17 protein-coding genes, 1 tRNA gene and 1 pseudogene are annotated in these 25,547 nt (G+C 71.1%); 10 read left to right on the top strand and 9 right to left on the bottom strand.

What is annotated here, in order from left to right; translation table 11 throughout:
• Window positions 1-66: 66 nt before the first annotated feature.
• Window positions 67-960 (top strand): DUF4184 family protein, encoded by an 894-nt coding sequence (locus VE614_RS28100; protein WP_324943121.1) that lies wholly within the window; start codon window positions 67-69, stop codon window positions 958-960.
• A 554-nt stretch (window positions 961-1,514) separates the two neighbouring features.
• On the opposite strand, the gene polA is transcribed toward VE614_RS28100, so the two are convergent.
• Window positions 1,515-4,241: a DNA polymerase I gene (gene polA, locus VE614_RS28105; RefSeq protein WP_324943125.1), complete on the bottom strand. Its 2,727-nt coding sequence runs from the start codon at window positions 4,239-4,241 to the stop codon at window positions 1,515-1,517.
• 242 nt (window positions 4,242-4,483) lie between these two features.
• On the opposite strand from polA, the gene VE614_RS28110 reads away from it, so the two are divergent.
• The 7 genes from VE614_RS28110 to VE614_RS28140 all read left to right on the top strand — a co-directional run bounded on the left by VE614_RS28110 (window position 4,484) and on the right by VE614_RS28140 (window position 13,626).
• Window positions 4,484-6,763, top strand: a complete 2,280-nt coding sequence (locus VE614_RS28110) for an FdhF/YdeP family oxidoreductase (protein ID WP_324943128.1) — start codon at window positions 4,484-4,486, stop codon at window positions 6,761-6,763.
• A 45-nt stretch (window positions 6,764-6,808) separates the two neighbouring features.
• Window positions 6,809-7,297 carry a hotdog fold thioesterase gene (locus VE614_RS28115; protein WP_324943131.1) on the top strand — a complete coding sequence of 163 codons (489 nt, stop codon included), beginning with the start codon at window positions 6,809-6,811 and terminating at the stop codon, window positions 7,295-7,297.
• A gap of 631 nt (window positions 7,298-7,928) precedes the next feature.
• Window positions 7,929-9,161 (top strand): branched-chain amino acid ABC transporter substrate-binding protein, encoded by a 1,233-nt coding sequence (locus tag VE614_RS28120; protein WP_324943134.1) that lies wholly within the window; start codon window positions 7,929-7,931, stop codon window positions 9,159-9,161.
• Window positions 9,162-9,276: 115 nt separating this feature from the next.
• Window positions 9,277-10,206, top strand: coding sequence for a branched-chain amino acid ABC transporter permease (locus tag VE614_RS28125; protein WP_324943137.1), 930 nt, complete (start codon window positions 9,277-9,279; stop codon window positions 10,204-10,206).
• Between the two features lie 5 nt (window positions 10,207-10,211).
• Window positions 10,212-12,035, top strand: coding sequence for a branched-chain amino acid ABC transporter permease (locus tag VE614_RS28130; RefSeq protein WP_324943140.1), 1,824 nt, complete (start codon window positions 10,212-10,214; stop codon window positions 12,033-12,035).
• A 5-nt stretch (window positions 12,036-12,040) separates the two neighbouring features.
• A complete protein-coding gene (locus VE614_RS28135; protein WP_324943143.1) occupies window positions 12,041-12,913 on the top strand; it encodes an ABC transporter ATP-binding protein in 873 nt (290 codons plus the stop codon).
• Complete coding sequence (locus VE614_RS28140; protein WP_324943146.1) at window positions 12,910-13,626, top strand: ABC transporter ATP-binding protein; 717 nt, start codon at window positions 12,910-12,912, stop codon at window positions 13,624-13,626. Before VE614_RS28135 ends, VE614_RS28140 begins: the two co-directional genes overlap by 4 nt.
• 348 nt (window positions 13,627-13,974) lie before the next feature.
• Here VE614_RS28140 and VE614_RS28145 read toward each other — a convergent pair whose 3' ends face one another.
• Window positions 13,975-14,628, bottom strand: a complete 654-nt coding sequence (locus VE614_RS28145) for an ANTAR domain-containing response regulator (RefSeq protein WP_324943149.1) — start codon at window positions 14,626-14,628, stop codon at window positions 13,975-13,977.
• 103 nt (window positions 14,629-14,731) lie between these two features.
• On the opposite strand from VE614_RS28145, the gene VE614_RS28150 reads away from it, so the two are divergent.
• Window positions 14,732-14,804: transfer RNA gene (locus tag VE614_RS28150), tRNA-Leu, on the top strand.
• Window positions 14,805-14,896: 92 nt separating this feature from the next.
• Here the strand turns inward: VE614_RS28150 and pyk are convergent.
• Window positions 14,897-16,333: a pyruvate kinase gene (gene pyk, locus VE614_RS28155; protein ID WP_324943152.1), complete on the bottom strand. Its 1,437-nt coding sequence runs from the start codon at window positions 16,331-16,333 to the stop codon at window positions 14,897-14,899.
• A 165-nt stretch (window positions 16,334-16,498) separates the two neighbouring features.
• Entirely contained in the window at window positions 16,499-17,221 is a 723-nt protein-coding gene (locus VE614_RS28160) for an SIMPL domain-containing protein (RefSeq protein WP_324943155.1), read from the bottom strand.
• Window positions 17,222-17,398: 177 nt separating this feature from the next.
• Between VE614_RS28160 and VE614_RS28165 the strand changes: the two genes are divergently transcribed.
• The gene (locus VE614_RS28165; protein WP_324943158.1) at window positions 17,399-19,201 is read left to right on the top strand and encodes a bifunctional metallophosphatase/5'-nucleotidase; all 1,803 of its coding nucleotides are present in this window, start codon (window positions 17,399-17,401) and stop codon (window positions 19,199-19,201) included.
• On the opposite strand, the gene VE614_RS28170 is transcribed toward VE614_RS28165, so the two are convergent.
• From VE614_RS28170 to pepN, 5 genes and pseudogenes are all read right to left on the bottom strand, one after another.
• Window positions 19,198-20,655, bottom strand: a complete 1,458-nt coding sequence (locus VE614_RS28170) for a lysine N(6)-hydroxylase/L-ornithine N(5)-oxygenase family protein (RefSeq protein ID WP_324943161.1) — start codon at window positions 20,653-20,655, stop codon at window positions 19,198-19,200. The two genes, VE614_RS28165 and VE614_RS28170, sit on opposite strands and share 4 nt — an antisense overlap.
• Entirely contained in the window at window positions 20,652-22,022 is a 1,371-nt protein-coding gene (locus tag VE614_RS28175) for a pyridoxal phosphate-dependent decarboxylase family protein (protein ID WP_324943164.1), read from the bottom strand. Before VE614_RS28175 ends, VE614_RS28170 begins: the two co-directional genes overlap by 4 nt.
• 77 nt (window positions 22,023-22,099) lie before the next feature.
• Complete coding sequence (locus VE614_RS28180; RefSeq protein WP_324943167.1) at window positions 22,100-22,669, bottom strand: NmrA family NAD(P)-binding protein; 570 nt, start codon at window positions 22,667-22,669, stop codon at window positions 22,100-22,102.
• Window positions 22,670-22,827: 158 nt separating this feature from the next.
• A pseudogene (locus VE614_RS28185) lies at window positions 22,828-22,974 on the bottom strand (NmrA family NAD(P)-binding protein); the annotation flags it as partial.
• 68 nt (window positions 22,975-23,042) lie between these two features.
• Entirely contained in the window at window positions 23,043-25,532 is a 2,490-nt protein-coding gene (gene pepN, locus VE614_RS28190; protein WP_324943246.1) for an aminopeptidase N, read from the bottom strand.
• Between the last annotated feature and the right edge of the window lie 15 nt (window positions 25,533-25,547).

The following is a 25,547-nucleotide window of genomic DNA, read 5'->3' on the forward strand; positions in this document are numbered from 1 at the left end:
GACGGTTCCCCAGGTCACACGATCGGAACGCATACTGGGCGTCATTGTCCGTCCCAGGGGGCTCCGTTGCCGTTCACACTCAGCCACGCCGCGGCGGTGCTGCCCGCCGTGCGCGCCGACGGAACCGGGCGGGCGGGCCTGGCACCGGCCGTGCTCGTCGCGGGGTCGTTCGCGCCCGACATGACGTACTACGCGGCGAGTGTCCTGCCCGAGGCGATGGAGTTCGGCGAGGTCACCCATTCCTTCCCGGGCGTGCTCACGGTCGATGTGGCGGTGGCGTGGGCACTGGCCGGGCTCTGGCTGCTGATCCGGGAGCCGCTGGTGGCGCTGCTGCCCCGCGCCCGGCAGCACCGCGCGGCCTCGTTGCTGCGGTGCGGGGCGCCACGCGCGCGCGTGACGGCCGGCCTGGCCCTGCGCTGGTACGCCTCCGCGGCGCTCGGGGCGCTGACGCATGTGGTGTGGGACGCGTTCACCCACCTGGACCGGTGGGGCATGCGGCTGTTCCCGGTGCTCGGCCGGGAGATCGCGGGCTCGCCGCTGTACTGGTATCTCCAGTACGGCGGTTCCGCGGTCGCCGCGGCCGTGATCGCCGTGTTCGCCGCCCGGGCGCTCCGGCGCGCCCCCGCGGCCGAGCCGTCGGGGGTGCCGGTGCTGTCGTCACGGGACCGCTGGTGGGCCGTGGCCCTGATCGGCGGCTGTGCCGTGGTCGCGGCGGTATCGCGGGCGGTGCGGTGGTGGGAGTACTGGGGGGCCGCCGCCAAGCCCTACGAGCTGATCCCCACGGTGTGTTTCGGCGCGGGGGCCGGTCTGGTGCCGGGCGTGCTGCTGTACACCGCGGGCGTCAGGGTGTGGCGCCCGGCTTCGGTGTCCGGCGGCGGCGCGGACGACGCGGGCGACCGGGACGACGGGGGCGGCGGGCGTGACGGGGAGCGGCCCCGGAGCCGTTCGGCGGTGCGCTGAGGTCGCGCACCGTCGCGGTGAACACGGTGACGGTGTACGCCGGCCGGGGCCGTGGCATCACGGCGAGGCAGAGCGCCAGATAGCCGCGGGCCAGATCGACCCACGGTCGCCAGGCCTCGAAGGTGTCGTACAGGCGTACGAAGGATGGCGTACGGCGGCCGATCCGGTGCCGGAGGTCCACGGCGGTGTGCCGCAGGGCCGTCGCGGGGCCGGCGAGGACACGGGCGGTGCTTGCGCCGGCCGAGAGGGCCGGGACCGACCGGAGCGGGGAGGCCGCCAGGCGGTGGTTGAGCATGCGTATACCCATGGCGGCATCTTGACGGGAGCGGGGCGGGGTGTGCGTTTTCGCGGGGGCCACGCGAGTGAAGCGGCCCTCCCGAAGTGCGTGGGGCTGGTTTCCTGAGCGTCTGCCGGTCGGGGTCGTCCTGGGGCCGCGGGTTGGGGGCGCCCGGCCGGGCCGGTCCCCTCGCCCCTGCGAGGCGCGCGCATGCGCGCGCCTCGGTGCCGGGGCGGTCGGGGCCCGGCCCGGCACCGGGGTGGGCTTTCCGGTGGGGCTAGTGAGCCGCCGACTCCCAGTCCGGGCCGACGCCCACCGAGACGTCCAGGGGGGCCCTGAGCTGGACCGCGCCCGCCATTTCGCGGCGGACGATCCGCTCCACGGCCTCCCGCTCGCCCGGGGCGATCTCCAGCACGATCTCGTCGTGGACCTGGAGCAGCATGCGGGAGGTCAGGCCGGCCTCCCGGAGGGCGCGGTCGACGTTCAGCATGGCGATCTTGACGATGTCCGCCGCGGTGCCCTGGATCGGCGCGTTCAGCGCCATGCGCTCGGCCATCTCGCGGCGCTGACGGTTGTCGCTGTTGAGGTCGGGGAGGTACCGGCGGCGGCCGAACAGGGTTTCGGTGTAGCCGGTCGCCCGGGCCTCGTCGACCACCCGGCGCAGATAGTCACGCACCCCGCCGAAGCGTTCGAAGTACGTGTCCATCAGGGCACGGGCCTCCGCCGCCTCGATGTTCAGCTGCTGGGAGAGGCCGAACGCGGACAGGCCGTACGCCAGGCCGTAGGACATCGCCTTGATCTTGCGGCGCATCTCCGCGTCCACGGCGTCCCGCTCGACCGAGAACACCTGCGAGGCGACCGTGGTGTGCAGGTCCTCTCCGGAGGTGAAGGCCTGGAGCAGGCCCTCGTCCTCGGACAGGTGGGCCATCACGCGCAGCTCGATCTGGCTGTAGTCCGCGGTCATCAGGGACTCGAAGCCCTCGCCGACCACGAAGCCGCGCCGGATCGCCCGGCCCTCGTCGGTGCGGACCGGGATGTTCTGCAGGTTCGGGTCCGTGGAGGACAGGCGGCCGGTGGCGGCGACGGTCTGGTTGAACGTCGTGTGGATCCGGCCGTCCGTCGCGATCGTCTTGATCAGACCCTCGACCGTGACCCGGAGCTTGGCCTGCTCGCGGTGGCGGAGCATGATCACCGGCAGCTCGTTGTCGGTCTGGCCGGCGAGCCAGGCCAGGGCGTCGGCGTCGGTGGTGTAGCCGGTCTTGGTCTTCTTGGTCTTCGGCAGGCCCAGCTCGCCGAAGAGGACCTCCTGGAGCTGCTTGGGCGAGCCCAGGTTGAACTCGTGCCCGACCGCCGCGTGGGCCTCCTTCACGGCCTGCTGGACCGCTCCGGCGAACATCTGCTCCATGGCTTCCAGGTGCGCCCGGTCCGCCGCGATGCCGTGCCGCTCCATCCGGGCCAGCAGCGCGGAGGTGGGCAGCTCCATGTCCCGGAGCAGGTCGGCCGAGCCGACCTCCTTCAGCCGCTCCTCGAAGGCCTCGCCGAGGTCGAGGACGGCACGGGCCTGGATCATCAGCGCCTCGGCCTCGGCGCCGTCGTCCGTACCGAAGGCCAGCTGGCCGTCGGCCGCGGCGGCGGGGGCCAGCTCGCGGTGCAGGTACTCCAGGGACAGCGCGTCCAGGTCGAAGGAGCGACGGCCCGGCTTGACCAGGTAGGCGGCGAGCGCGGTGTCCATGGTGACCCCGGCGACGGTCCAGCCGTGCTCGGCGAACACCCGCATGGCGCCCTTGGCGTTGTGCAGCACCTTGGGCCGGTCCGCGTCGGCCAGCCAGGCGGCGAACGCCGTCTCGTCGGCCTCGTCGAGCTGGGTGGGGTCGAACCAGGCGGCCGGTCCGGCGGCGGTGGCCAGGGCGATCTCGGCCACCGAGCCGGTGCCGAGCGCCCAGGTGTCGACGGTGGCGACGCCGAGCGGGCCGGTGCCGTGCCCGGCGAGCCAGCCGGCCAGCTCGCCGGTGCCGAGGATCGTGCCGTCCAGCTCCACGCCGTCCGCGACGACCGGGGTGGTCTCGGCCTCCTGGGCGCCGGGATCGACGGCGAGCAGCCGCTCGCGCAGCGACGGGTTGCGGATCTCCAGGGTGTCCAGCACCATCGCGACGCCCTTGCGGTCGTACGGGGCGCGCTCGAGGTCGGTGACCGTCCTGTCGAGCGGCACCTGCCGCTCCAGCTCGGTCAGCCGGCGGTTGAGCTTGACGGCCTCCAGGTGGTCGCGCAGGTTCTGCCCGGCCTTGCCCTTGACCTCCTCGACGCGCTCGACCAGCTCCGCGAAGGACCCGAACTGGTTGATCCACTTCGCCGCGGTCTTCTCGCCGACGCCCGGGATGCCCGGGAGGTTGTCGGACGGGTCGCCGCGCAGGGCGGCGAAGTCGGGATACTGCGCGGGCGTCAGCCCGTACTTCTCGAAGACCTTCTCCGGGGTGAAGCGGGTCAGCTCCGAGACGCCCTTCGTCGGGTAGAGCACCGTGGTGTGGTCGCTCACCAGCTGGAAGGAGTCGCGGTCGCCGGTGACGATCAGCACCTCGAAGCCCTCGGCCTCGGCCTGGGTGGCGAGGGTGGCGATTACGTCGTCCGCCTCGAACCCGTCGACCGCGAAACGGGAGACGTGCATCGCGTCGAGCAGTTCGCCGATCAGCTCGACCTGGCCCTTGAACTCGTCGGGGGTCTTGGAGCGGTTAGCCTTGTACTCGGTGAACTCCGCCGAGCGCCACGTCTTGCGGGAGACGTCGAAGGCCACCGCGAAGTGCGTGGGCTCCTCGTCACGCAGGGTGTTGGCCAGCATCGACGCGAAGCCGTAGATCGCGTTGGTCGGCTGGCCGGTCGCGGTCGTGAAGTTCTCCGCGGGCAGCGCGAAGAACGCGCGGTAGGCCAGGGAGTGCCCGTCCATGAGCATCAGCCGGGGACGGCTCCCGCCGGAGGGGTTGTCGGTCTTCTTCGATGCTGTCTCTGCCACGTCCCCGATCCTGCCACGCCCCACTGACAGTCGGCCCCCACGCCGAGGCGGCGCCGTGCCGGGGCGGCGGGCGCGAACCGGGAAGGCGCGCTCAAGCATCGCCTCCGCCGCCCGTCCGCCCGGGGGCCGTCGCTGTCGGTGCCACGTGCGAGGATCGGAGACGTACCTCACACAAGCGAGGCGGAGCGCGAGCCCCCGCGGCCGGCGCCCAGCCCGCGCCCGCGGTCGAAGGAGAGCGTGCGATGGCAAGGAAGCCGCCCAAGGCTGATCCGGTTCAGGACGCGCCGCAGGTCGCCGAGCCGAAGCACGCGGCGGCGGGGCTGCCCGCCATCGGGCACACCCTGCGCGTCGCCCAGCGGCAGATGGGTCTCAAGCGCACCGCGCTGACCCTGCTCAGCGTCAATCAGAAGGACGGCTTCGACTGCCCGGGCTGCGCCTGGCCCGAGCCGGACCACCGGCACGCCGCGGAGTTCTGCGAGAACGGCGCGAAGGCGGTGGCGGAGGAGGCGACGCTGCGCCGGGTCACCCCCGAGTTCTTCGCCGCCCACCCGGTCGCCGGCCTGGCCCGCCGCAGCGGCTACTGGCTCGGCCAGCAGGGCCGCCTCACACACCCCATGTACCTGCCGGAGGGCGGCGAGCACTACGAGCCGGTGACCTGGGAACGCGCCTTCGACATCGTCGCGGAGGAGATCGCCGCCCTCTCGTCGCCGGACGAGGCGGTCTTCTACACCTCGGGCCGCACCAGCAACGAGGCCGCGTTCCTCTACCAGCTCTTCGCCCGCGAGCTGGGCACGAACAACCTGCCGGACTGCTCCAACATGTGCCACGAGTCGTCGGGCTCGGCGCTGACCGAGACCATCGGCATCGGCAAGGGCAGCGTCCTGCTGGACGACCTGCACAAGGCGGACCTGATCATCGTCGCGGGCCAGAACCCGGGCACGAACCATCCGCGCATGCTCTCCGCCCTGGAGAAGGCGAAGGCGGGCGGCGCGCGGATCATCAGTGTGAACCCGCTGCCCGAGGCGGGCCTGGAGCGCTTCAAGAACCCGCAGACCCGGCAGGGCATGCTCAAGGGCGCCGCCCTCACCGATCTCTTCCTCCAGATCCGCATCGGCGGCGACCAGGCCCTCTTCCGCCTGCTCAACAAGCTGATCATCGAAACCGAGGGCGCGGTGGACGAGGAGTTCGTCCGCGAGCACACCCATGGCTACGCGGAGTTCGCCGGGGCCGCCCGCGCGGCCGACTGGGACGAGACGCTCGCCGCGACCGGCCTGACCCGGGAGGAGATCGAGCGGGCCCTCGACATGGTCCTCGCCTCGCGGCGCACCATCGTCTGCTGGGCGATGGGCCTGACCCAGCACAAGCACTCGGTGCCGACCATCCGCGAGGTGGTCAACTTCCTGCTGCTGCGCGGGAACATCGGCCGCCCGGGCGCGGGTGTGTGCCCGGTGCGCGGTCACTCGAATGTGCAGGGCGACCGCACCATGGGCATCTTCGAGCGCCCCGCGCCCGCCTTCCTGGACGCCCTGGAGAAGGAGTTCGGCTTCGCTCCCCCGCGCGAGCACGGCTATGACGTGGTCCGGGCCATCCGCGCGCTGCGCGACGGTGCGGCGAAGGTCTTCTTCGCCATGGGCGGCAACTTCGTCTCCGCGTCTCCGGACACGGAGGTGACGGAGGCGGCGATGCGGCGGGCCCGGCTCACCGTGCACGTGTCGACGAAGCTGAACCGCTCGCACGCCGTCACGGGCGCGCGTGCGCTCATCCTGCCGACCCTCGGCCGCACCGAGCGCGATGTGCAGGGGGGCGGCGAGCAGTTCGTGACGGTCGAGGACTCCATGGGCATGGTGCACGCCTCGCGCGGCCGCCTGGAGCCGGCGAGCCCGCAGCTGCTGTCGGAGCCGGCCATCGTGTGCCGTCTCGCCCGCCGGGTGCTCGGCGAGGACAGCAAGGTGCCGTGGGAGGAGTTCGAGAAGGACTACGCGACGATCCGCGACCGCATCGCGCGGGTCATCCCCGGCTTCGAGGACTTCAACGCGCGCGTGGCCCGCCCCGGCGGCTTCGCCCTGCCGCACGCCCCGCGCGACGAGCGCCGCTTCCCCACGGCGACCGGCAAGGCCAACTTCACGGCCGCGCCGGTGGAGTATCCCGCACTGCCCGAGGGCCGCCTGCTGTTGCAGACGCTGCGCTCGCACGACCAGTACAACACCACGATCTACGGCCTGGACGACCGCTACCGGGGGATCCGCAACGGTCGCCGGGTGGTGCTGGTCAACCCCGAGGACGCCGCCGCCCTCCGGCTCGCGGACGGGGCGTACGTCGATCTGGTGAGCGAGTGGAAGGACGGCGTGGAGCGGCGGGCGCCGGGCTTCCGGGTGGTGCACTACCCGACCGCGCGGGGCTGCGCCGCCGCCTACTACCCGGAGACCAACGTCCTGGTGCCGCTGGACGCCACCGCGGACACCAGCAACACCCCGGCCAGCAAGTCCGTCGTCGTCCGTCTGGAACAATCGGCGGCCGACTGAGCGTTTGCTCAGCCAGCACGACGACGGATGAACGGAGCCGGGCCGATGGGTGAGCAGCACACCGTGAAGTTCCCACAAGAGGTCATCGACGAGTACGCCTCGCTCGGTGTCGACCTGCCCGCCCTGTTCTCGGCCGGGCACCTCGGCACGCGGATGGGCGTGCAGATCCTGGAGGCCTCGCCGGACCGCGTCGTCGGCACCATGCCGGTCGAGGGCAACACCCAGCCGTACGGGCTGCTGCACGGCGGCGCCTCGGCGGTGCTGGCGGAGACGCTGGGCTCGGTGGGCTCGATGCTGCACGGCGGCGCCTCGAGGATCGCCGTCGGCGTGGACCTGAACTGCACGCACCACCGCGGGGTGCGCTCCGGCCTGGTCACCGGCGTGGCCACGCCGCTGCACCGGGGGCGGTCGACGGCGACGTACGAGATCGCGATCAGCGACGAGCAGGGCCGTCGGGTGTGCAGCGCGCGGCTGACCTGTGTGCTGCGCGAGGTGACTCCGGACGAAGGGAAGCGGATGGCCTCCCTGGGCTGACCCTGCGTCACCCGCGCCAACAGCCGCCGCGCTGCGGTCCGTTGCTCCGGACCGGCACGCGGCGGCTTTTTGGTGCAACGCCCACGCATTTCCGTAACGGCTATTTCACCCCTCTTTCCGGACGAAGAGCGAGCGAAGAGCGGATTTCGCCGCAGGATCGCCACCCTCGGGAAATGATCGATCAGGCGAAAGTGCCACGGAACCCCGGGCTCCCTTTTTCGGGCGTAACTCTTCGTAATGCGCGCGCAATACCGGAGGCGGCTTTACGTGCGCGCCGGGACCCCGCCCACCCAGTCTCCCCGGCCCCACCAGTGGCCCGGAGCAACGATTCCGCGACATCAGCAAAATGCAAGAACACTGCTGATAAGAGCCAGTCGGGGCCTGCGAGTCTCACGATATGGACCGGGCGAATCGGCCAGAATTCCGCGCTTCCACCCGGCAAGTACCGCTCTGCATTACGTCGTGTCATAACAAGAGCGTCACAGCCTTGGACAGACTCTCCTCCACGTATCCCACACACGCTTAGAGTCACGCCCAGTCACCGCGCCAACGGATTCGAAGTCCCTTCGGTCCCGCGCTCGACTCGACGTGCTCCACCGGGAGCCGCCGTGCCAGGGAAAGGACCTGATTCGTGCGTCAACGTTCGCTCCTCGCCATCACCGCCGCTTTGGCGGCGGGATCGCTCACCCTCACCGCATGCGGGTCGCGCGACGACAGCAGCAACGGCAGCGGTGGGGGCGACAAGACCACCGTTGTGATCGGCGTCGACGCCCCCTTCACGGGTGACCTCTCCGCTCTCGGTCTCGGTATCCGCAACTCCGCCGAGCTGGCTGTGAAGACGGCCAACAAGGAGGAGTACGTCAAGGGCATCGAGTTCAAGCTGGAGCCGCTGGACGACCAGGCCCAGCCCTCCGTCGGCCAGCAGAACGCCCAGAAGTACATCAGCAACAAGGACGTCCTCGGCGTCGTCGGCCCGCTGAACTCCAGCGTGTCGCAGCAGATGCAGAAGCCGTTCAACGACGCCGGCCTGGTGCAGGTCTCCCCGGCCAACACCGGTACGGAGCTGACCCAGGGCGACGGCTGGAAGACCGGCAACTCGGTCCGCCAGTTCAAGACGTTCTTCCGTACGGCCACCACGGACGAGGTGCAGGGCGCCTTCGCCGCCGAGTACCTCTACAACAAGGCCGGCATCAAGAAGGTCTACCTGATCGACGACCAGAAGACCTACGGCGCGGGTCTCGCGGCCTCCTTCAAGACGAACTTCACCAAGCTCGGTGGCAAGATCGTCGGCAGCGACCACGTGAACCCCGACGACCGTGACTTCAACTCCGTCGTCGCCAAGATCAAGAAGACCGGCGCCCAGGCCCTCTACTACGGCGGCGAGTACCCGGCCGCCGCGCCCCTGAGCCAGCAGCTCAAGGACAGCGGCCAGAAGATCCCGCTGATGGGCGGCGACGGCATCGTCTCCGGCGACTACCCGAAGCTGAACAAGAAGGCCGAAGGCGACCTCGGCACCTCGGTCGGCAAGCCCGTCGAGCAGCTGGACTCCGCCAAGAAGTTCATCGCGGACTACAAGGCCGCGGGCTACGAGGACCCGTACGAGGTCTACGGCGGTCTCACCTACGACGCCACCTGGTCGATCATCGAGGCCGTCAAGCTGGCGGTCGAGGGCAACGACGGCGAGCTGCCGTCGGACGGCCGCAAGGCCGTGCTGGACGCCATGAGCAAGGTCAAGTTCGACGGCGTCACCGGCACCATCTCCTTCGACGAGTTCGGTGACACCACCAACACGCTGATGACCGCCTACAAGATCAAGAACAGCGCGTGGGCGCCCGAGTTCAGCGGCTCCCCCAAGCTGGACTGAGCAGAGGACGAGTAACCGGCTCCACAGCGACACACATTGATCCAGGCCGCGCGGGCGCGCCCACCAGCGCACCCGCGCGGCGCCATATCCGAACCCATCCCACGGAGGCCCTGCGGTGAACGAACTGCCGCAACAGCTGGCCAATGGACTCATCCTCGGCGCGATGTACGGACTCATCGCGATCGGCTACACGATGGTCTACGGCATCGTCCAGCTCATCAACTTCGCCCACGGCGAGATCTTCATGGTCGGGGGCTTCGGAGCCCTGACCATCTGGCTCATACTTCCCGACGGCTTCGCCCTCGGCGCGGCCGTCCCGCTGATGATCATCGGCGGCATCATCGTCTCGGTGGCGGTCGCCACCGCGGCGGAACGGTTCGCCTACCGGCCGCTGCGCACCGCGCCACGGCTGGCCCCCCTGATCACCGCGATCGGTCTGTCCATCGTCCTCCAGCAGGTCGTGTGGATGTGGTACCCGGACGCGAAGAAGGACCACCCCTTCCCGCAGTTCGACGGCGAGGCCATCGACATCCTCGGCGCGAGCATCCAGCGCGGTGACCTCTTCGTGCTGATCGCCGCCCCGCTGTGCATGCTCGCCCTCGGCCTCTTCGTGACGAAGACGCGCTCCGGCCGCGGTATGCAGGCCACCGCCCAGGACCCGGACACGGCCAAGCTGATGGGCATCAACACCGACCGCATCATCGTGATGGCCTTCGCCATCGGTGCCGCGTTCGCCGCCATCGCCGCGGTCGCCTACGGCCTGAAGAACGGCCAGGTCGGCTTCCGCATGGGCTTCCTGATGGGCCTGAAGGCCTTCACCGCGGCCGTGCTCGGCGGCATCGGCAACATCTACGGCGCCATGCTCGGCGGACTCGTGCTCGGCGTCGCCGAGTCCCTGGCCACCGGCTACGTCGGCGACATCCCCGGTATGGAACTGTTCGGCGGCGGCGCCTGGAAGGACGTGTGGGCGTTCTCGCTGCTCATCCTCGTCCTGCTCCTCAGGCCACAGGGCCTGCTCGGCGAACGCGTCGCGGATCGGGCGTGATACCCATGACGAAGACCACCGCCACCCCCGTCGACACCACCAAGGTGTCCACCGCCCCGGCCACCCCGATCGTCCCGCTGCCACAGGCCGCGGCCCGCGCGATCACCGTCGCCGGCTCCGCCGTCGCCCTCGTCGGCACCTTCCTCGCCTGGACCTGGACCGAGGAGTTCCCCGGCAACCTGACGGTCACCGGCTACCCCGGCGGCCTCCAGGTGCTCACCCTCGTGGGCTCCCTGCTCACCCTGCTGTTCGCCGTCTCCGGCTACGGCGTCAGGGGCCTGCGCTGGCTCACCCCCGGCGGCACCAACAGCCCGGTCCTGCTGAGCGCCCTCGGCGTCCTCGGCACCACCGGCTACGCCCTCGGCGCGATCTCCTACGAGCTGGGCGGCCTGGTCAACCTGGAGCCCGGCGTCTATGTCTCCGGCGCCGGCGCGCTGCTCGCGGTGATCGGCGCCCTCGGCCTCCCGGTCGACCAGCCGTACGACCCGAGCGACCCGAACCCCCGCCTGTGGGGCCGGCTCCGGCACGCGCTGACCGCTCCCGAGCCCGCCCAGGCCAAGGAGCTGCCCTCCTGGGCCGAGATCCTGATCATCGCCGCGGGCTTCGGCGTCGGCCTGTACGTCTTCGCGTACGGCATCGGCACCGAGTACTCCGAGCTGTTCGTCGGCTTCCTGATCGTCACCGGGTTCGGTTTCACCGCCGTCACCCGCGCCGGTCTGCTGAAGCGTCTGTCGGCGCTGACCGCCAAGCACCGCAACGTCGCCATGGCGGCGGCGTTCGTCGCGGCGATCTGCTTCCCGTTCACCCAGTCGAACGACCAGTACGCGCTGATCGGCGCGAACATCCTGATCTTCGCCACGGTCGCCCTGGGCCTGAACGTGGTCGTCGGCCTCGCCGGTCTGCTCGACCTCGGTTACGTCGCCTTCCTCGGCGTCGGCGCCTACGCCGCCGCCCTGGTCTCCGGCTCCCCGCAGTCCACCATCGGCGTGGAGTTCCCGTTCTGGGCGGCCGTCCTCACCGGTGCCCTCGCCTCGCTGGTCTTCGGCGTGGTGATCGGCGCTCCGACCCTGCGGCTGCGCGGCGACTACCTCGCCATCGTGACGCTCGGCTTCGGTGAGATCTTCCGCATCACCATGAACAACCTGAACGGCAACAGCGGCCCGGACGTCACCAACGGCTCCAACGGCATCCCGAACATCCCCGACCTGGAGCTCTTCGGGTTCAACCTGGGCCTGCCGCACGACGTGCTGGGCCACGAGCTGACCCGTTCGGGCAACTACTACCTGCTGATGCTGGTGTTCACGGCCGTCGTGGTGCTGGTCTTCCGCCGTTCCGCGGAGTCCCGCATCGGCCGCGCCTGGGTCGCCATCCGCGAGGACGAGACCGCCGCCACCGCGATGGGCATCAACGGCTTCCGGCTCAAGCTCCTCGCGTTCGCGCTCGGCGCGTGCCTCGCCGGTCTGGCCGGCACCGTCCAGGCGCACGTGTCGTACAGCGTCACCCCCGAGCAGTACCAGTTCGCCGGTTCCGTGCCGCCGAACTCGGCCTTCCTGCTCGCCGCCGTCATCCTCGGCGGCATGGGCACCATCAGCGGCCCGCTGATCGGCGCCGCGCTGCTCTACCTGATTCCGGCCAAGCTCCAGTTCATGGCCGAGTACCAGCTGCTGCTCTTCGGTGTCGCGCTGATGCTGCTGATGCGCTTCCGCCCGGAGGGCCTGGTCGCCGACCGCAGGAAGCAGCTCGAATTCCACGAGACCGGACAGCTCGACGTACCGGAGGACAAGTCGCTGCCCGACGGCGCGACCGGCGTCGCCAAGGCAGGGGCGTGACCGCCATGACCACCACCACGACCGCACCCACCAGCACCGCGGTGCTCGACGCCAGCGGCGTCACCATGCGCTTCGGCGGCCTGACCGCCGTCCGCGGCGTCGACCTCACCGTGAACACCGGGGAGATCGTCGGCCTCATCGGCCCCAACGGCGCCGGGAAGACGACCTTCTTCAACTGCCTCACCGGCCTGTACGTGCCGACCGAGGGCAAGGTCGCCTACAAGGGCACCGTCCTGCCGCCCAAGCCGCACCTGGTCACCCAGGCCGGCATCGCCCGTACGTTCCAGAACATCCGGCTCTTCGCCAACATGACCGTTCTGGAGAACGTGCTGGTCGGACGGCACACCCGCACCAAGGAAGGGCTCTGGTCGGCCCTGCTGCGGCTGCCCGGCTTCAAGAAGGCCGAGCAGAAGTCGCGCGAACGGGCCATGGAACTCCTGGAGTTCACCGGCCTCGCCGCCAAGGCCGACCACCTCGCCCGCAATCTGCCCTACGGCGAGCAGCGCAAGCTGGAGATCGCCCGGGCGCTGGCGAGCGAGCCGGGTCTGCTCCTGCTCGACGAGCCGACCGCCGGCATGAACCCGCAGGAGACCCGGGCCGCCGAGGAGCTGATCTTCGCGATCCGGGACCAGGGCATCGCCGTCCTCGTCATCGAGCACGACATCCGGTTCATCATGAACCTCTGCGACCGGGTCGCCGTGCTGGTCCAGGGCGAGAAGATCGTCGAAGGCCCCGCCGAGGTCGTCCAGGCCGACGAGCGCGTCATCGCCGCCTACCTCGGTGAGCCCTTCGAGGGCGCGCCGGGCAGGGAGGAGGCCGCCGAGGTCGAAGCCGCGGAGGCCGAGGCGCACAGCACCACGGAAGGGGACGACAAGTGACCGCTCTGCTGGAGGTCGAGGACCTCAGGGTCGCCTACGGCAAGATCGAGGCCGTCAAGGGCATCTCGTTCAAGGTGGACGCGGGCGAGGTCGTCACCCTCATCGGCACCAACGGCGCCGGCAAGACCACCACGCTGCGGACGCTGTCCGGGCTGCTGACGCCGGTGTCCGGCGACATCCGGTTCGACGGCAAGTCGCTGAAGAAGGTCCCCGCGCACAAGGTCGTCTCGCTGGGCCTCGCCCACTCCCCCGAGGGGCGGCACATCTTCCCCCGGATGACGATCGAGGACAACCTCCGGCTCGGCGCGTTCCTGCGCAGCGACAAGGAGGGCATCGAGAAGGACATCCAGCGCGCCTACGACCTGTTCCCCATCCTCGGGGAGCGGCGCAAGCAGGCCGCGGGCACCCTCTCCGGCGGTGAGCAGCAGATGCTCGCCATGGGCAGGGCGCTGATGTCCCGGCCGAAGCTGCTCATGCTCGACGAGCCCTCCATGGGTCTGTCGCCGATCATGATGCAGAAGATCATGGCGACCATTCGGGAGCTGAAGTCCCAGGGCACCACGATTCTGCTGATCGAGCAGAACGCCCAGGCCGCGCTCTCGCTGGCCGACCACGGCCACGTCATGGAGGTCGGCAAGATCGTGCTCTCCGGGTCCGGCCAGGACCTGCTGCACGACGAGTCGGTGCGCAAGGCGTACCTGGGCGAGGACTAGGTCCCCGCCCACTCGACCGACCGCCGCTTCCCCCGGGGGAAGCGGCGGTCTTTTCTCCTGCCCGTGCGCCTGGCCTGCTCGAGTTCCCCGGCATGTCCTCGGTGAGGACCTCGCTCAGCATCGAGTGGATCTCGTCGGCGTTCGCGAACGTGAGCTTCTCGGCGAACTCCCGGACGGCGTCCCGGTCCTGCCGGCTCGACGGGTGGTCAGCTGAGCCGGTAGGTGGGGAGCCGGCAGTCCCCGCGGCACCGAGGCGTACTCCACGCGCTGCCCGGCGCTCGGCCATCCGCTCGGCGAGTGCCGTCCGTGACTCGGCGCGCGGTGACGTCGGGCGTGGGCGCGGGGAACTCAGCCCTTGGCGGCCTTCTTCTCCTCGGCGTCCTGGATGACGGCCTCGGCGACCTGCTGCATGGACATGCGGCGGTCCATGGAGGTCTTCTGGATCCACCGGAAGGCGGCGGGCTCGGTCAGGCCGTACTCCGTCTGGAGGATCGACTTGGCGCGGTCGACCAGCTTGCGGGTCTCCAGCCGCTGGGAGAGGTCGGCGACCTCCTTCTCCAGCTCCTTGAGCTGCGTGTACCGCGAGACGGCCATCTCGATCGCCGGGACGACGTCGCTCTTGCTGAAGGGCTTCACCAGGTACGCCATGGCGCCGGCGTCGCGGGCCCGCTCGACCAGGTCGCGCTGGGAGAAGGCGGTGAGCATCAGCACCGGGGCGATGGACTCCTCGGTGATCTTCTCGGCCGCGGAGATACCGTCCAGCTTGGGCATCTTCACATCGAGGATCACCAGGTCGGGCCGGTGCTCGCGGGCCAGCTCCACGGCCTGCTCGCCGTCACCGGCCTCGCCGACGACCGCGTAGCCCTCTTCCTCCAGCATTTCTTTGAGGTCGAGCCGGATCAGGGCCTCGTCCTCGGCGATGACGACTCGGGTCGTCAGCGGAGGCACGTGCGACTTGTCGTCGTCGGGCGCGTCTACGGGCTGGGGCGACTCGGCGGTCACGAAGGGCTCCTTGTTCAAGGCAGGGGTACTGCTGACAAGAGCCTACCCAGCTACGGTAAGGTGGGGACACGGCGGGTAGCCGCCGACCTTCTTTTCGAAGGGCGCCCCGGTAGCCCAGCGGTAGAGGCAATGGTCTCAAACACCATCCAGCGTCGGTTCGAATCCGACCCGGGGTACTTTTCCTTAGACTTCAAGGTCACGCAAAAGCGGATGTTCACACTCTGGGTGAACATCCGCTTTCTCTATTCCCTGGTGCTCTCAGGTGCTCTTATCGCCTGCCGCGCTCCTCGCCGATGTGGTGCACATGCACGAGATTGGTCGTGCCGGAGACGCCGGGAGGCGAGCCGGCCGTGATCACGACGGTGTCGCCCTTTTCGCAGCGGCCGTACTGGGTGAGCAGTTCGTCGACCTGGTCGACCATGGCGTCGGTGGACTCCACGCGCGGACCGAGGAAGGTCTCCACCCCCCAGGTCAGGCTGAGCTGGGAGCGGGTGGCCGGGTCGGGGGTGAAGGCGAGCAGCGGGATCGGGGAGCGGTAGCGGGACAGCCGGCGCGCGGTGTCGCCGGACTGGGTGAACGCGACGAGGAATCGCGCGCCCAGGAAGTCGCCCATCTCCGCCGCCGCGCGGGCCACGGCTCCGCCCTGGGTGCGCGGCTTGCTGCGTTCGGTCAGCGGCGGCAGCCCCTTGGCGAGGATGTCCTCCTCGGCCGCCTCGACGATCCGGGCCATCGTCCGGACCGTCTCCACCGGGTACTTGCCCACGCTGGTCTCGCCGGACAGCATCACCGCGTCCGTGCCGTCGATCACCGCGTTGGCGACGTCGCTCGCCTCGGCCCGGGTGGGCCGGGAGTTCTCGATCATCGAGTCCAGCATCTGGGTGGCGACGATGACCGGCTTGGCGTTGCGCCTGGCCAGCTTGATCGCGCGCTTCTGGACGATCGGCACCTGCTCCAGCGGCATCTCCACACCGAGGTCGCCCCGGGCGACCATGATGCCGTCGAAGGCGGCCACGATGTCGTCGATGTTCTCCACCGCCTGCGGCTTCTCGACCTTGGCGATCACCGGGAGGCGGCGGCCCTCCTCGTCCATGATGCGGTGCACGTCCTCGACGTCCCGGCCGCTGCGCACGAACGACAGTGCGATGACGTCGAAGCCGGCGTGCAGGGCCCAGCGCAGGTCCGCCTCGTCCTTCTCGGAGAGGGCGGGGACCGAGACGGCGACGCCGGGGAGGTTCAGGCCCTTGTGGTCGGAGACCATGCCGCCCTCGACGACCCTGGTGCGGACGCGGGGCCCGTCGACCCCGGTGACCTCCAGGGTGACCTTGCCGTCGTCGACGAGGATGCGCTCGCCGGGGGTGACGTCGCCGGGGAGCCCCTTGTACGTCGTCCCGCAGGACTGCCGGTCGCCCTCGGCGCCGTCCTCGGCGGTGATGATGAAGGTGTCGCCGCGTTCAAGGAGTACGGGCCCTTCGGCGAAACGGCCGAGCCGGATCTTCGGGCCCTGAAGGTCGGCGAGGATCCCGACGCTGCGGCCGGTCTCGTCGGCGGCCTTGCGGACCCGCCGGTAACGCTCCTCGTGCTCGGCGTGGCCGCCGTGGCTGAGGTTGAATCGGGCCACGTCCATTCCCGCGTCGACCAGGGCTTTGATCTGGTCGTACGAGTCGGTGGCGGGCCCAAGGGTACAGACGATCTTTGCTCGGCGCATGAGGCGAGCCTAGGGCTTACCGGCGGGTAGACAATTGGCCGGGCGTGACGACGCAACAACCTTTGCATGAAGGGGTGTTGACAAGCGCCGAATTGTGCGGGGGGCCGCTCTGATGAGCAATTCCACAACTCCTTTCCCGGGCGGCCCTTTTCCGAGCGGAATTTCCTACAGGCGGGGCGGCGCCATCGTAAAGCGAGCGTTGACCGCGGCGAACACCTGCTGGCGCTGCGGCTCCAGGTCGAGCGCCGGGGCCGCCTCCGCCGCGCCCGCCAGGGCCGGGGCCGCTCCCCGGGTCCGCCCCGGAGCCGCCGGATAGGCCGGGACCGCGGGCCCTTCCGCGCCGATGTCGGCGAGTTCGACGAGGGCCGCGAGGGTGGTGTCCAGCGCCTCGGCGTACTCGCGGGCACGCCGCACCGCCTCCCGGACCGCCTGCCGGCGGGCCTCGCGGTGGGCGGGCGAGTTCCGGCGCAGGGACCACCAGGGGCCGTCGACCCGGGTCAGCTCCAGGTCGGCCAGCCGGGTGGTGAGTTCGCCGAGCGCGGTGAAGTCGGACAGCTCGGCGGTGACCCGGACGCCCCCGTGGTAGGTGCGGACGCGTTCGCCCTTGCCGTGCTTGCTGAGTTCCGGCGTGAGGGAGAAGGCGCCGGTCTCCAGCCGCTCCACCGCGTCCCCGTAGGACTTCACCAGTTCCAGGACGGCCGCGTTGCGGCGGGTGAGGTCCTCCAGGGCGGTGCGCCGGTCACGGCCGCGGGCGCTGACGGTGATCCCGATCCGGGCGATCTCCGGGTCGACTTCGAGTCGGGCCTCGCCGCGCACGGCGATCCGCGGCGCCTCGGGGGTCCCGTAGGGGACGGCGGGCTGGGATCCGGCTGCGGCAGGGGTGCTCATACACCTCACTCTGTCACCCCTGCCCGGGGCCGTCCCGGGAATTGACCGGGCGGGGTCACCAGATCGCAACCTCGCGGACCTGTTGCCGTCGGTCATGCCCGGGTCAGAATCTACGCGCGTCCGTCTACGCGCGTCATCGGACGGCGTCATCGACCGTGGCACCGAGGAGAGCACGACATGCCGTTGAACCGCCGGAAGTTCCTGAAGAAGTCCGCCGTGACCGGTGCCGGGGTGGCCGTCGCCGGCGCGGCGACGCCGTCGGCGACGGCCGCGGAGACGGCGAAGGGTGCCGGGCCGGCCAAGCGGTACTCGCTCACCGTGATGGGCACCACCGACCTGCACGGCAACATCTTCAACTGGGACTACTTCAAGGACGCCGAGTACACCGACGCCAAGGGCAACGCCAAGGGCCTGGCCCGGATCGCCACGCTGGTGGAGCAGGTCCGCGAGGAGAAGGGCCGCCGCAACACCCTGCTCCTCGACGCCGGTGACACCATCCAGGGCACCCCGCTGACCTACTACTACGCCAAGGTCGACCCCATCACCGCCGAGGGCGGCCCGGTGCACCCGATGGCGCAGGCGATGAACGCCATCGGCTACGACGCCGTGGCGCTCGGCAACCACGAGTTCAACTACGGCATCGAGACCCTGCGCAAGTTCGAGGAGCAGTGCGACTTCCCGCTGCTCGGCGCGAACGCGGTGGACGCGAAGACGCTGCGGCCGGCCTTCCCGCCGTACTTCATGAAGACGTTCAAGGTGCCGGGCCTGCCGCCGGTCAAGGTCGCCGTGCTCGGTCTGACCAACCCCGGGATCGCGATCTGGGACAAGGCGTACGTCCAGGGCAAGCTGGCCTTCCCCGGTCTGGAGGAGCAGGCCGCGAAGTGGGTGCCGAAACTGCGCTCGATGGGCGCGGACGTGGTCGTCGTCTCCGCGCACAGCGGCTCCTCCGGCACCTCCTCCTACGGCGACCAGCTGCCGTACGTGGAGAACGCCGCGGCCAACGTGGCGAAGCAGGTGCCCGGCATCGACGCGATCCTCGTCGGCCACGCGCACGTGGAGATCGAGGAGCTGCTGGTCACCAACGAGAAGACCGGCAGGACCGTCGTGCTGTCCGAGCCGCTGTGCTACGCCGAGCGGCTCACCCTGTTCGACTTCGAGCTGGTCTTCCGCAAGGGCCGCTGGCACGTCGAGTCGGTCAAGGCCTCGCTGCGCAACTCCAACACGGTCGAGGACCACCCGTACATCGGCAAGCTGCTCGACGACGAGCACGCCAAGGTCGTGGCGTACGTCAACCAGGTCGTCGGCACCGCCACCGAGGCCCTGACGACGGTCGACGCCCGCTACCGGGACGCCCCGATCATCGACCTGATCACCAAGGTCCAGGAGGACGTGGTCAAGGCGGCCCTGGCGGGCACCGAGCACGCCGCGCTGCCCGTGCTCGCGCAGGCCTCGCCGTTCTCGCGGACCAGTGAGATCCCGGCGGGCGACGTCACCATCCGGGACCTGTCCAGCCTCTACGTCTACGACAACACGCTGGTCGCCAAGCTGATGACGGGCGCGCAGCTGCGGGCGTACCTGGAGTACTCGGCGGAGTACTTCGTCCAGACCGCGGCCGACGCGCCGGTCGACGTGAACAAGCTGACCAACGCCAACGGCCGCCCGGACTACAACTACGACTATGTCTCCGGCCTGACGTACGACATCGACATCGCCCAGCCGGCCGGTTCCCGGATCAGGAACCTCGGCTACGCCGGCGCCCCGCTGGACGACGCCCAGCGGTTCGTGCTCGCGGTGAACAACTACCGGGCCAACGGCGGCGGCGCCTTCCCGCACGTCGCCTCGGCCCCCGAGCTGTGGGCGGAGTCGACGGAGATCCGCACCCGGATCGCCGAGTGGGTGACGGCCAAGGGCGTGCTGGACCCGAAGGACTTCGCCTCGGTCGGCTGGAAGCTGACCCGGAACGGCACGCCGGTGTTCTAGAACCCGTCCATGAGTGAACGGCCTCGGATCCCGTCCGCGAGGGGGGTCAGCGCCTTCGGGCGCCGCGCGGACGGGATCCGGGGCTGTCGCTGTTCCAGGCCGAACGTGGTGAACGCGGTGCGGTCCGGCAGCGGGTACGGCTGCTTGCCGGTGAGCGAGTTCAGGATGGAGGCGCTGCGCCAGGCGGCGAGGCCGAGGTCCGGGGCACCGACGCCGTGCGCGTACAGCCCGGCGTTCTGCACGTACACCGAGCCCGTGACCGACGGGTCGAGGACGAGCCGGAACTCCTCGTCCACCCTCGGGCGTTCCCGGCTGTCGCGGCGCACGTAGGGGTCGAGTCCGGCGAGGAGCCGGTTCAGGGGGCGCTCCCGGTAACCGGTGGCGACCATCACGGCGTCGGTGGTGAGGCGGGAACGGGTGCCCTGCTGGATGTGCTCCAGGTGCAGCTCCACCTGGGTGGTGGCGATCCGGCCGGCGGTGCGGACACGGACGCCCGGGGTGAGCACGGCGTCGGGCCAGCCGCCGTGCAGGGTGCGGCGGTACAGCTCGTCGTGGATGGCCGCGATGGTGCCGGCGTCGATGCCCTTGTGGAGCTGCCACTGGGCGGTGACGAGTCCGTCGCGGACGGGCTCGGCGAGGGCGTGGAAGTAGCGGGCGTAGTCGGGGGTGAAGTGCTCCAGGCCGAGCTTGGAGTACTCCATCGGAGCGAACGCCTCGCTGCGGCCGAGCCAGTGCAGCTTCTCCCGGCCGGCCGGGCGGTTGCGGAGCAGGTCGAGGAAGATCTCGGCGCCGGACTGCCCGGCTCCGATGACGGTGACGTGCCCGGCGGCGAGGAAGGCCTCGCGGTGGTCGAGGTAGTCGGCGGCGTGCACGACGGGCACGCCGGGCAGGTCGACGAGGGGCCGCAGCGGGTCGGGGACGTACGGCTCGCTGCCGATGCCGAGGACGACGTTGCGGGTGTACGTCCGGCCCAGGGCCTCCGCCTCGCCGTCCGCGTCGAGCTGGGTGAAGTCGACCTCGAAGACATCGCGTTCCGGGTTCCAGCGCACGGCGTCGACCTGGTGGCGGAAGCGCAGCCCGGGCAGGCTCCCGGAGACCCAGCGGCAGTAGGCGTCGTACTCGGCGCGGCGGATGTGGAAGCGCTCGGCGAAGTAGAAGGGGAAGAGCCGGTCGCGGGTCTTGAGGTAGTTGAGGAAGGACCAGGGGCTGGCGGGGTCGGCGAGGGTCACCAGATCGGCCAGGAACGGCACCTGGATGGTGGCGTCGTCGATGAGCAGGCCCGGGTGCCAGCCGAAGGCGGGCCGCTGCTCGTAGAAGACGGCGTCGAGTTCGGCGAGCGGGTGGGCGAGGGCGGCGAGGGAGAGGTTGAACGGTCCGATGCCGATGCCGACGATGTCGCGCGGTGCTTCGGTGTGCTCGGTCCGGGAATCGTGGGGAGTGGGGGCCGGGGTCATCGGGGGGTGTGTCCTTCCACCAGTTCCAGGAGCGCGGCCAGGTCGGCGGGCCGGGCGTGCGGGTTGAGCAGGGTGGCCTTCAGCCAGAGGCGGCCGTCGGGGCGGGCGCGGCCGAGGACGGCCCGGCCGTCGGCGAGCAGGGTGCGGCGTACGGCGGCCACGGCGTCGTCGGGGGCGCCGGCGGGCCGGAACAGGACCGTGCTGATCGCGGGCCGGTCGTACAGCTCGAATCCGGGGTGCGCGGCGATCAGGCCGGCGAACTCCCGGGCGTGGTCGCAGACCTGGTCGACGAGGGTGCCGAGCCCTGTGCGACCGAGGGTCTTGAGGGTGACGGCGATCTTCAGGACGTCGGGGCGGCGGGTGGTGCGCGGGGAACGCCCGAGCAGGTCGGGCAGGCCGGCCTCGGTGTCGTCGTCGGCGTTGAGGTAGTCGGCGCGCTGGTGCAGGGCGGTGACATCGCGGGCGTCGCGCACCGCGAGCAGTCCGGCGGCGACCGGCTGCCAGCCGAGTTTGTGCAGGTCCAGGGTGACGGTGTCGGCGGCGTCGAGTCCGGCGAGCCGGGTCCGGTGCCGGTCGCTGAAGAGGAGCCCGCCGCCGTAGGCGGCGTCGATGTGCAGCCGGGCGCCGTGGGCCCGGCAGCGGGCGGCGATCTCGGGCAGCGGGTCGATCCGCCCGGTGTCGGTGGTCCCGGCGGTGGCGGCGACGAGCAGCGGGCCGGACAGCCCGGACAGGGCGGCGTCGAGGGCGGCCGGGTCGAGGACCCCGGCGGGCGTCGGGACGACGACGGGTCCGGGCAGGCCGAGCAGCCAGGCGGCGCGGCCGAGCGAGTGGTGCGCGTGGGCGCCCGCCACCAGCCGCACCCGCCCGCCGCGCGCCTCCCGGGCGAGCAGCAGGGCGAGCTGGTTGGACTCGGTGCCGCCGGTGGTGACCAGGCAGTCGGGGGCGGGCTGGCGTGGGTAGACCTCGGTGGCCAGCGCGCCGGTCACCAGCGCCTCCAGCTCGGACGCCGACGGCGCCTGGTCCCAGGAGTCCAGGGACGGGTTGAGCGCGCTCGCGGCGAGGTCGGCGGCGGTGGCGACGGCGAGCGGCGGGCAGTGCAGGTGGGCGGCGCAGAGCGGGTCGGCGGGATCGGCGGCGCCCTCGGCGAGGGCCTGGACGAGCCGCCGCAGGGCGTCCGGGTCGCCCTCCTCCGGGAGGACGTCCCCCACCGCGGTCCGCATCCGCGCGGCCACCGCCGCGGGCCCGCCGCCGGGCAGCGGGCCGCCCCTCGTCCGGCCGCCGGCCTCCAGCGCGTCGAGGACCGTGCCGAGCAACGGCCGTAGCGCGCCGGGGCCTTCGGGGCCGGAGGCGAGAGACGGCATGTTCATGCGGTCAGCTTGGCGGCGGGTGCGGCGCCGCGCCCGAAAAGCGGGGCATCAGCACCCGAAAGGGGGTACCGCCGGTTTCAGCCCCGGAAGTCCGCCGCGTGGTCCTCGGCCCACTCGGTGAACGTGCGGGCGGGGCTGCCGGTGATCTTCTCCACGGTCGGAGTGATCTCGGGTTCGGTGCCGGCCGGGTCCCCGATCGTCTTCGGGAAGCGCTCCAGCATGCCCTGCGGGACGTGCGGGAAGAGGTCCGGGCCCGCCTCGTGCGGCGGGACCTCGACGAAGCGCAGGTCGCGGCCGAGGGCCCGGCCGATCGCGGCGACCTGCTCCGCGTGGGTGACCGCCTCGGGGCCGGTGAGCCGGTGCACGGCGCCGTCGTGGCCGTCGTGGAGCAGGGTCCGTTCGGCGACGGCGACGATGTCGTCCTCGTGGATCGGCGCGGTGGACGCGTCCGCGAAGACGCCGCGCACCGTGTCGCCGGAGCGGATCTGCGGGAGCCACTGGAAGGCGTTGGTGGCGAAGGCGTTGGGGCGCAGGAAGGTCCAGCCGAGACCGCTGTCGCGGACCTGCTGTTCGACGGTGGCGTGCATGACGTGGATCGGGTGGGTCTCGTCGGCGCCCTCCTGGATGATCCCGGAGGAGAGCAGCACGACGTGCCGGACCCCGGCCTCCGCGCGGCGGCGAGGAAGGCGCCGGTGCGCTCCCCGGCGCCCTGGGCGTACAGGAACAGTCGGGTGGCCCCCGTGAACAGCGCGGCCGGGTCGTCGAGAGCCAGCCGCACCACCTCGGCTCCCTCCGGCAGTCCCGCCCGCGCCGGGTCCCGGGTCAGGGCCCGGACGGGGTGCTGCCGTGCGACGAGTCGTCCGACGAGGGCGCGGCCGACGTTGCCGGTGGCTCCGGTCACCACGATCACGGGTTGCCTCCTGGGGCTCGGGCTGATCGGTCCCGGCCCCATCGAGCCCGGGAAGACCGGTCAGCCTCCCGCGTCGGCCGCCGGAACCACCCGCGCCTCCGTCCCCGGTCCTAGGCCTCGGCCGCTTCCCGGACCCGCAACGCGCGGGCGAGGTCGTCGAGTTGGTCGACGAGCTTGCGGCGCAGGGCGGGGATGGGGCCGGCGTCGCGCAGGCACTGCTCGCCGAGGGCCAGGGTCTCGGTGTCGACGGCGTGCGCGGGGAACGCCCAGCGGCCGGCGGCCTCGGCGATGGCGGGGCCGCGCCGGGCGGCGACGGCGACGGCGTCGGCGTAGAAACGCGGCACGTACTGCCGTACGAGGCCGGCCTGTTCCGGTTGCCAGAAGCCCTGGGCGGTAGCGGTGAAGAGGTAGTTGGAGAGGTCGTCGCCGGTGAACATGGCCTCCCAGGCGCGCTGCTTGGCCTCCGGGTCGGGCAGCGCGGCGCGGCAGCGGGCGGCGCCCTCCTGGCCGGTGGCGCTGGGGTCGCGGTCCAGTTCGGCGGCGATGGCGGCCTCGTCGGTGGCGCCGAGGACGGCGAGCCGGCCGAGGATGCGCCAGCGCAGTTCGGGATCGAGTTCGGGGCCGCCGGGCACGGTGCCGTCGGCGAGCCAGGCGGCGATGGCGTGCGGGTGGGCGGCGACGTCGATGAAGTGCCGTACGGCGATCAGCCGCAGGCCGGGGTGGTCGCCGTCCTCGGTGCGGCGCAGCAGGTCGCGGCAGAGGTCGGCGAGGGTGGCGAGGGCCCGCGGGCGGGCCTCGGGGGCCAGATAGCGGTCGGCGATCTGGCCGGTCGCGAAGCCGAGGACGCCTTGGACGAGGGCGAGGTCGGTCTCGTGCGGGAGATGGGTGCGGGCGGCCTCCAGATAGGCGGCGGCCGGGAGTTCGCCGTCGCGGACGGCGTCCCGCAGCGCGTTCCACACCACCGCGCGGGAGAGCGGCTCGGGCAGCCCGGACAGGTGGGAGCGGACCGCGTCGAACGATTCGGGGTCGAAGCGGACCTTGGCGTAGGTGAGGTCGCCGTCGTTGGGCAGCAGCAGGGTGGGCCGCTTGCCGATGGGCTGCGGGGAGGTCTGCGGGACGTCGAGTTCGAGGCGTTCGCGCAGGGTGAGACGGCCCTCGTCGGTGAGGTCCAGGTCGTACAGGCCGACGGCGACGCGGTGCGGGCGGCTGCCCGCGTGGTCGACGGTGAGGGCGCAGGTGCCGTCGGCGGCGGGGGTGAGGCGCGGGATGAGGGTGTCGACTCCGGTGGTGCGCAGCCAGGCGTCCGCCCAGGCGGGCACGTCGCGCTCGGTGGCGGAGGCCAGGGAGTCGATGAAGTCGGCGAGGGTGGCGTTGGCGAACCGGTGCCGGGCGAAGTGGGTGTTGATACCGGCGAGGAAGTCCTTCTCGCCGAGCCAGGTGACGAGCTGGCGCAGCGCGGAGGCGCCCTTGGCGTAGGAGATGCCGTCGAAGTTGAGCAGTGCTGAGGCGGTGTCCTCGACGGCCTCGGGGGCGACGGGGTGGGTGGAGGGGCGCTGGTCGGCGTCGTAGCCCCAGGCCTTGCGGACGACGCCGAAGTCGGTCCAGGTGTCGGTGAAGCGGGTCGCCTCGATGAGGGTCTGGTAGCCCATGTACTCGGCGAAGGACTCGTTCAGCCAGATGTCGTCCCACCACTTGAGGGTGACGAGGTCGCCGAACCACATGTGGGCCATCTCGTGGGCGATGACCATCGCGCGGGTCTGCCGCTCGGTGTCGGTGACGGCGGAGCGGTAGACGAACTCGTCACGGAAGGTGACAAGGCCCGGGTTCTCCATAGCGCCCGCGTTGAACTCGGGGACGAAGGCCTGGTCGTAGGAGTCGAAGGGGTACGGCTCCTCGAACTTCTCGTGGTAGCGGTCGTAGCACTGCTGGGTGATCTCCAGGATCTCCTCGGCGTCCGCGTCCAGGTAGGGGGCGAGGGAGCGGCGGCAGTGGATACCGAAGGGCAGGCCGCGGTGCTCGGTGCGCACCGAGTGCCAGGGGCCGGCCGCGACGGCGACGAGGTAGGTGGAGATCAGCGGGGTCGGCGCCGCCTTCCACACCCCGTCGCTGTGCTCGGTGACGCCGTTGGCGAGCACGGTCCAGCTCTCGGGCGCCCTCACCGACAGCTCGAAGACGGACTTGAGGTCGGGCTGGTCGAAGGCGGCGAAGACGCGCTGGACGTCGTCCATGAACAGCTGGGTGTAGACGTATGTCTCGCCGTCGGTGGGGTCGGTGAAGCGGTGCATGCCCTCGCCGGTGCGGGAGTAGCGCATCGTCGCGTCGACCCGCAGCTCGTGCGCGCCGGCCGTGAGGTTCTTCAGCGGCAGGCGGTTCTCGTCCAGGGTCTCCGGGTCGAGGGGCTGTCCGTCGAGGGTGACGGAGCGCAGCTCGGCGGGCTTGAGCTCGACGAAGGTGTCCGCGTCCGTGCGGGCGGTGAACCGGATGACGGTACGGGAGCCGAAGGTCTCGTCCCCGGTCGTCAGATCGAGGTCGATCGTGTACCGGTGGACGTCGAGGAGCTGGGCACGGGTCTGCGCTTCGTCGCGCGTGAGTACGGACATGCAGCACATGCTGCC

It is taken from the genome of Streptomyces sp., assembly GCF_035645055.1.
Taxonomy (GTDB): Bacteria; Actinomycetota; Actinomycetes; order Streptomycetales; family Streptomycetaceae; genus Streptomyces.

Bases quoted from the DNA above. Each gene is read 5' to 3' on its own strand.
- VE614_RS28110 (WP_324943128.1), top strand. From the start codon at position 4,484: ATGGCAAGGAAGCCGCCCAAGGCTGATCCGGTTCAGGACGCGCCGCAG.
- VE614_RS28115 (WP_324943131.1), top strand. From the start codon at position 6,809: ATGGGTGAGCAGCACACCGTGAAGTTCCCACAAGAGGTCATCGACGAG.
- VE614_RS28130 (WP_324943140.1), top strand. From the start codon at position 10,212: ATGACGAAGACCACCGCCACCCCCGTCGACACCACCAAGGTGTCCACC.
- VE614_RS28135 (WP_324943143.1), top strand. From the start codon at position 12,041: ATGACCACCACCACGACCGCACCCACCAGCACCGCGGTGCTCGACGCC.
- pyk (WP_324943152.1), bottom strand. From the start codon at position 16,333: ATGCGCCGAGCAAAGATCGTCTGTACCCTTGGGCCCGCCACCGACTCG.
- VE614_RS28160 (WP_324943155.1), bottom strand. From the start codon at position 17,221: ATGAGCACCCCTGCCGCAGCCGGATCCCAGCCCGCCGTCCCCTACGGG.
- VE614_RS28165 (WP_324943158.1), top strand. From the start codon at position 17,399: ATGCCGTTGAACCGCCGGAAGTTCCTGAAGAAGTCCGCCGTGACCGGT.
- VE614_RS28170 (WP_324943161.1), bottom strand. From the start codon at position 20,655: ATGACCCCGGCCCCCACTCCCCACGATTCCCGGACCGAGCACACCGAA.
- VE614_RS28175 (WP_324943164.1), bottom strand. From the start codon at position 22,022: ATGAACATGCCGTCTCTCGCCTCCGGCCCCGAAGGCCCCGGCGCGCTA.
- pepN (WP_324943246.1), bottom strand. From the start codon at position 25,532: ATGTCCGTACTCACGCGCGACGAAGCGCAGACCCGTGCCCAGCTCCTC.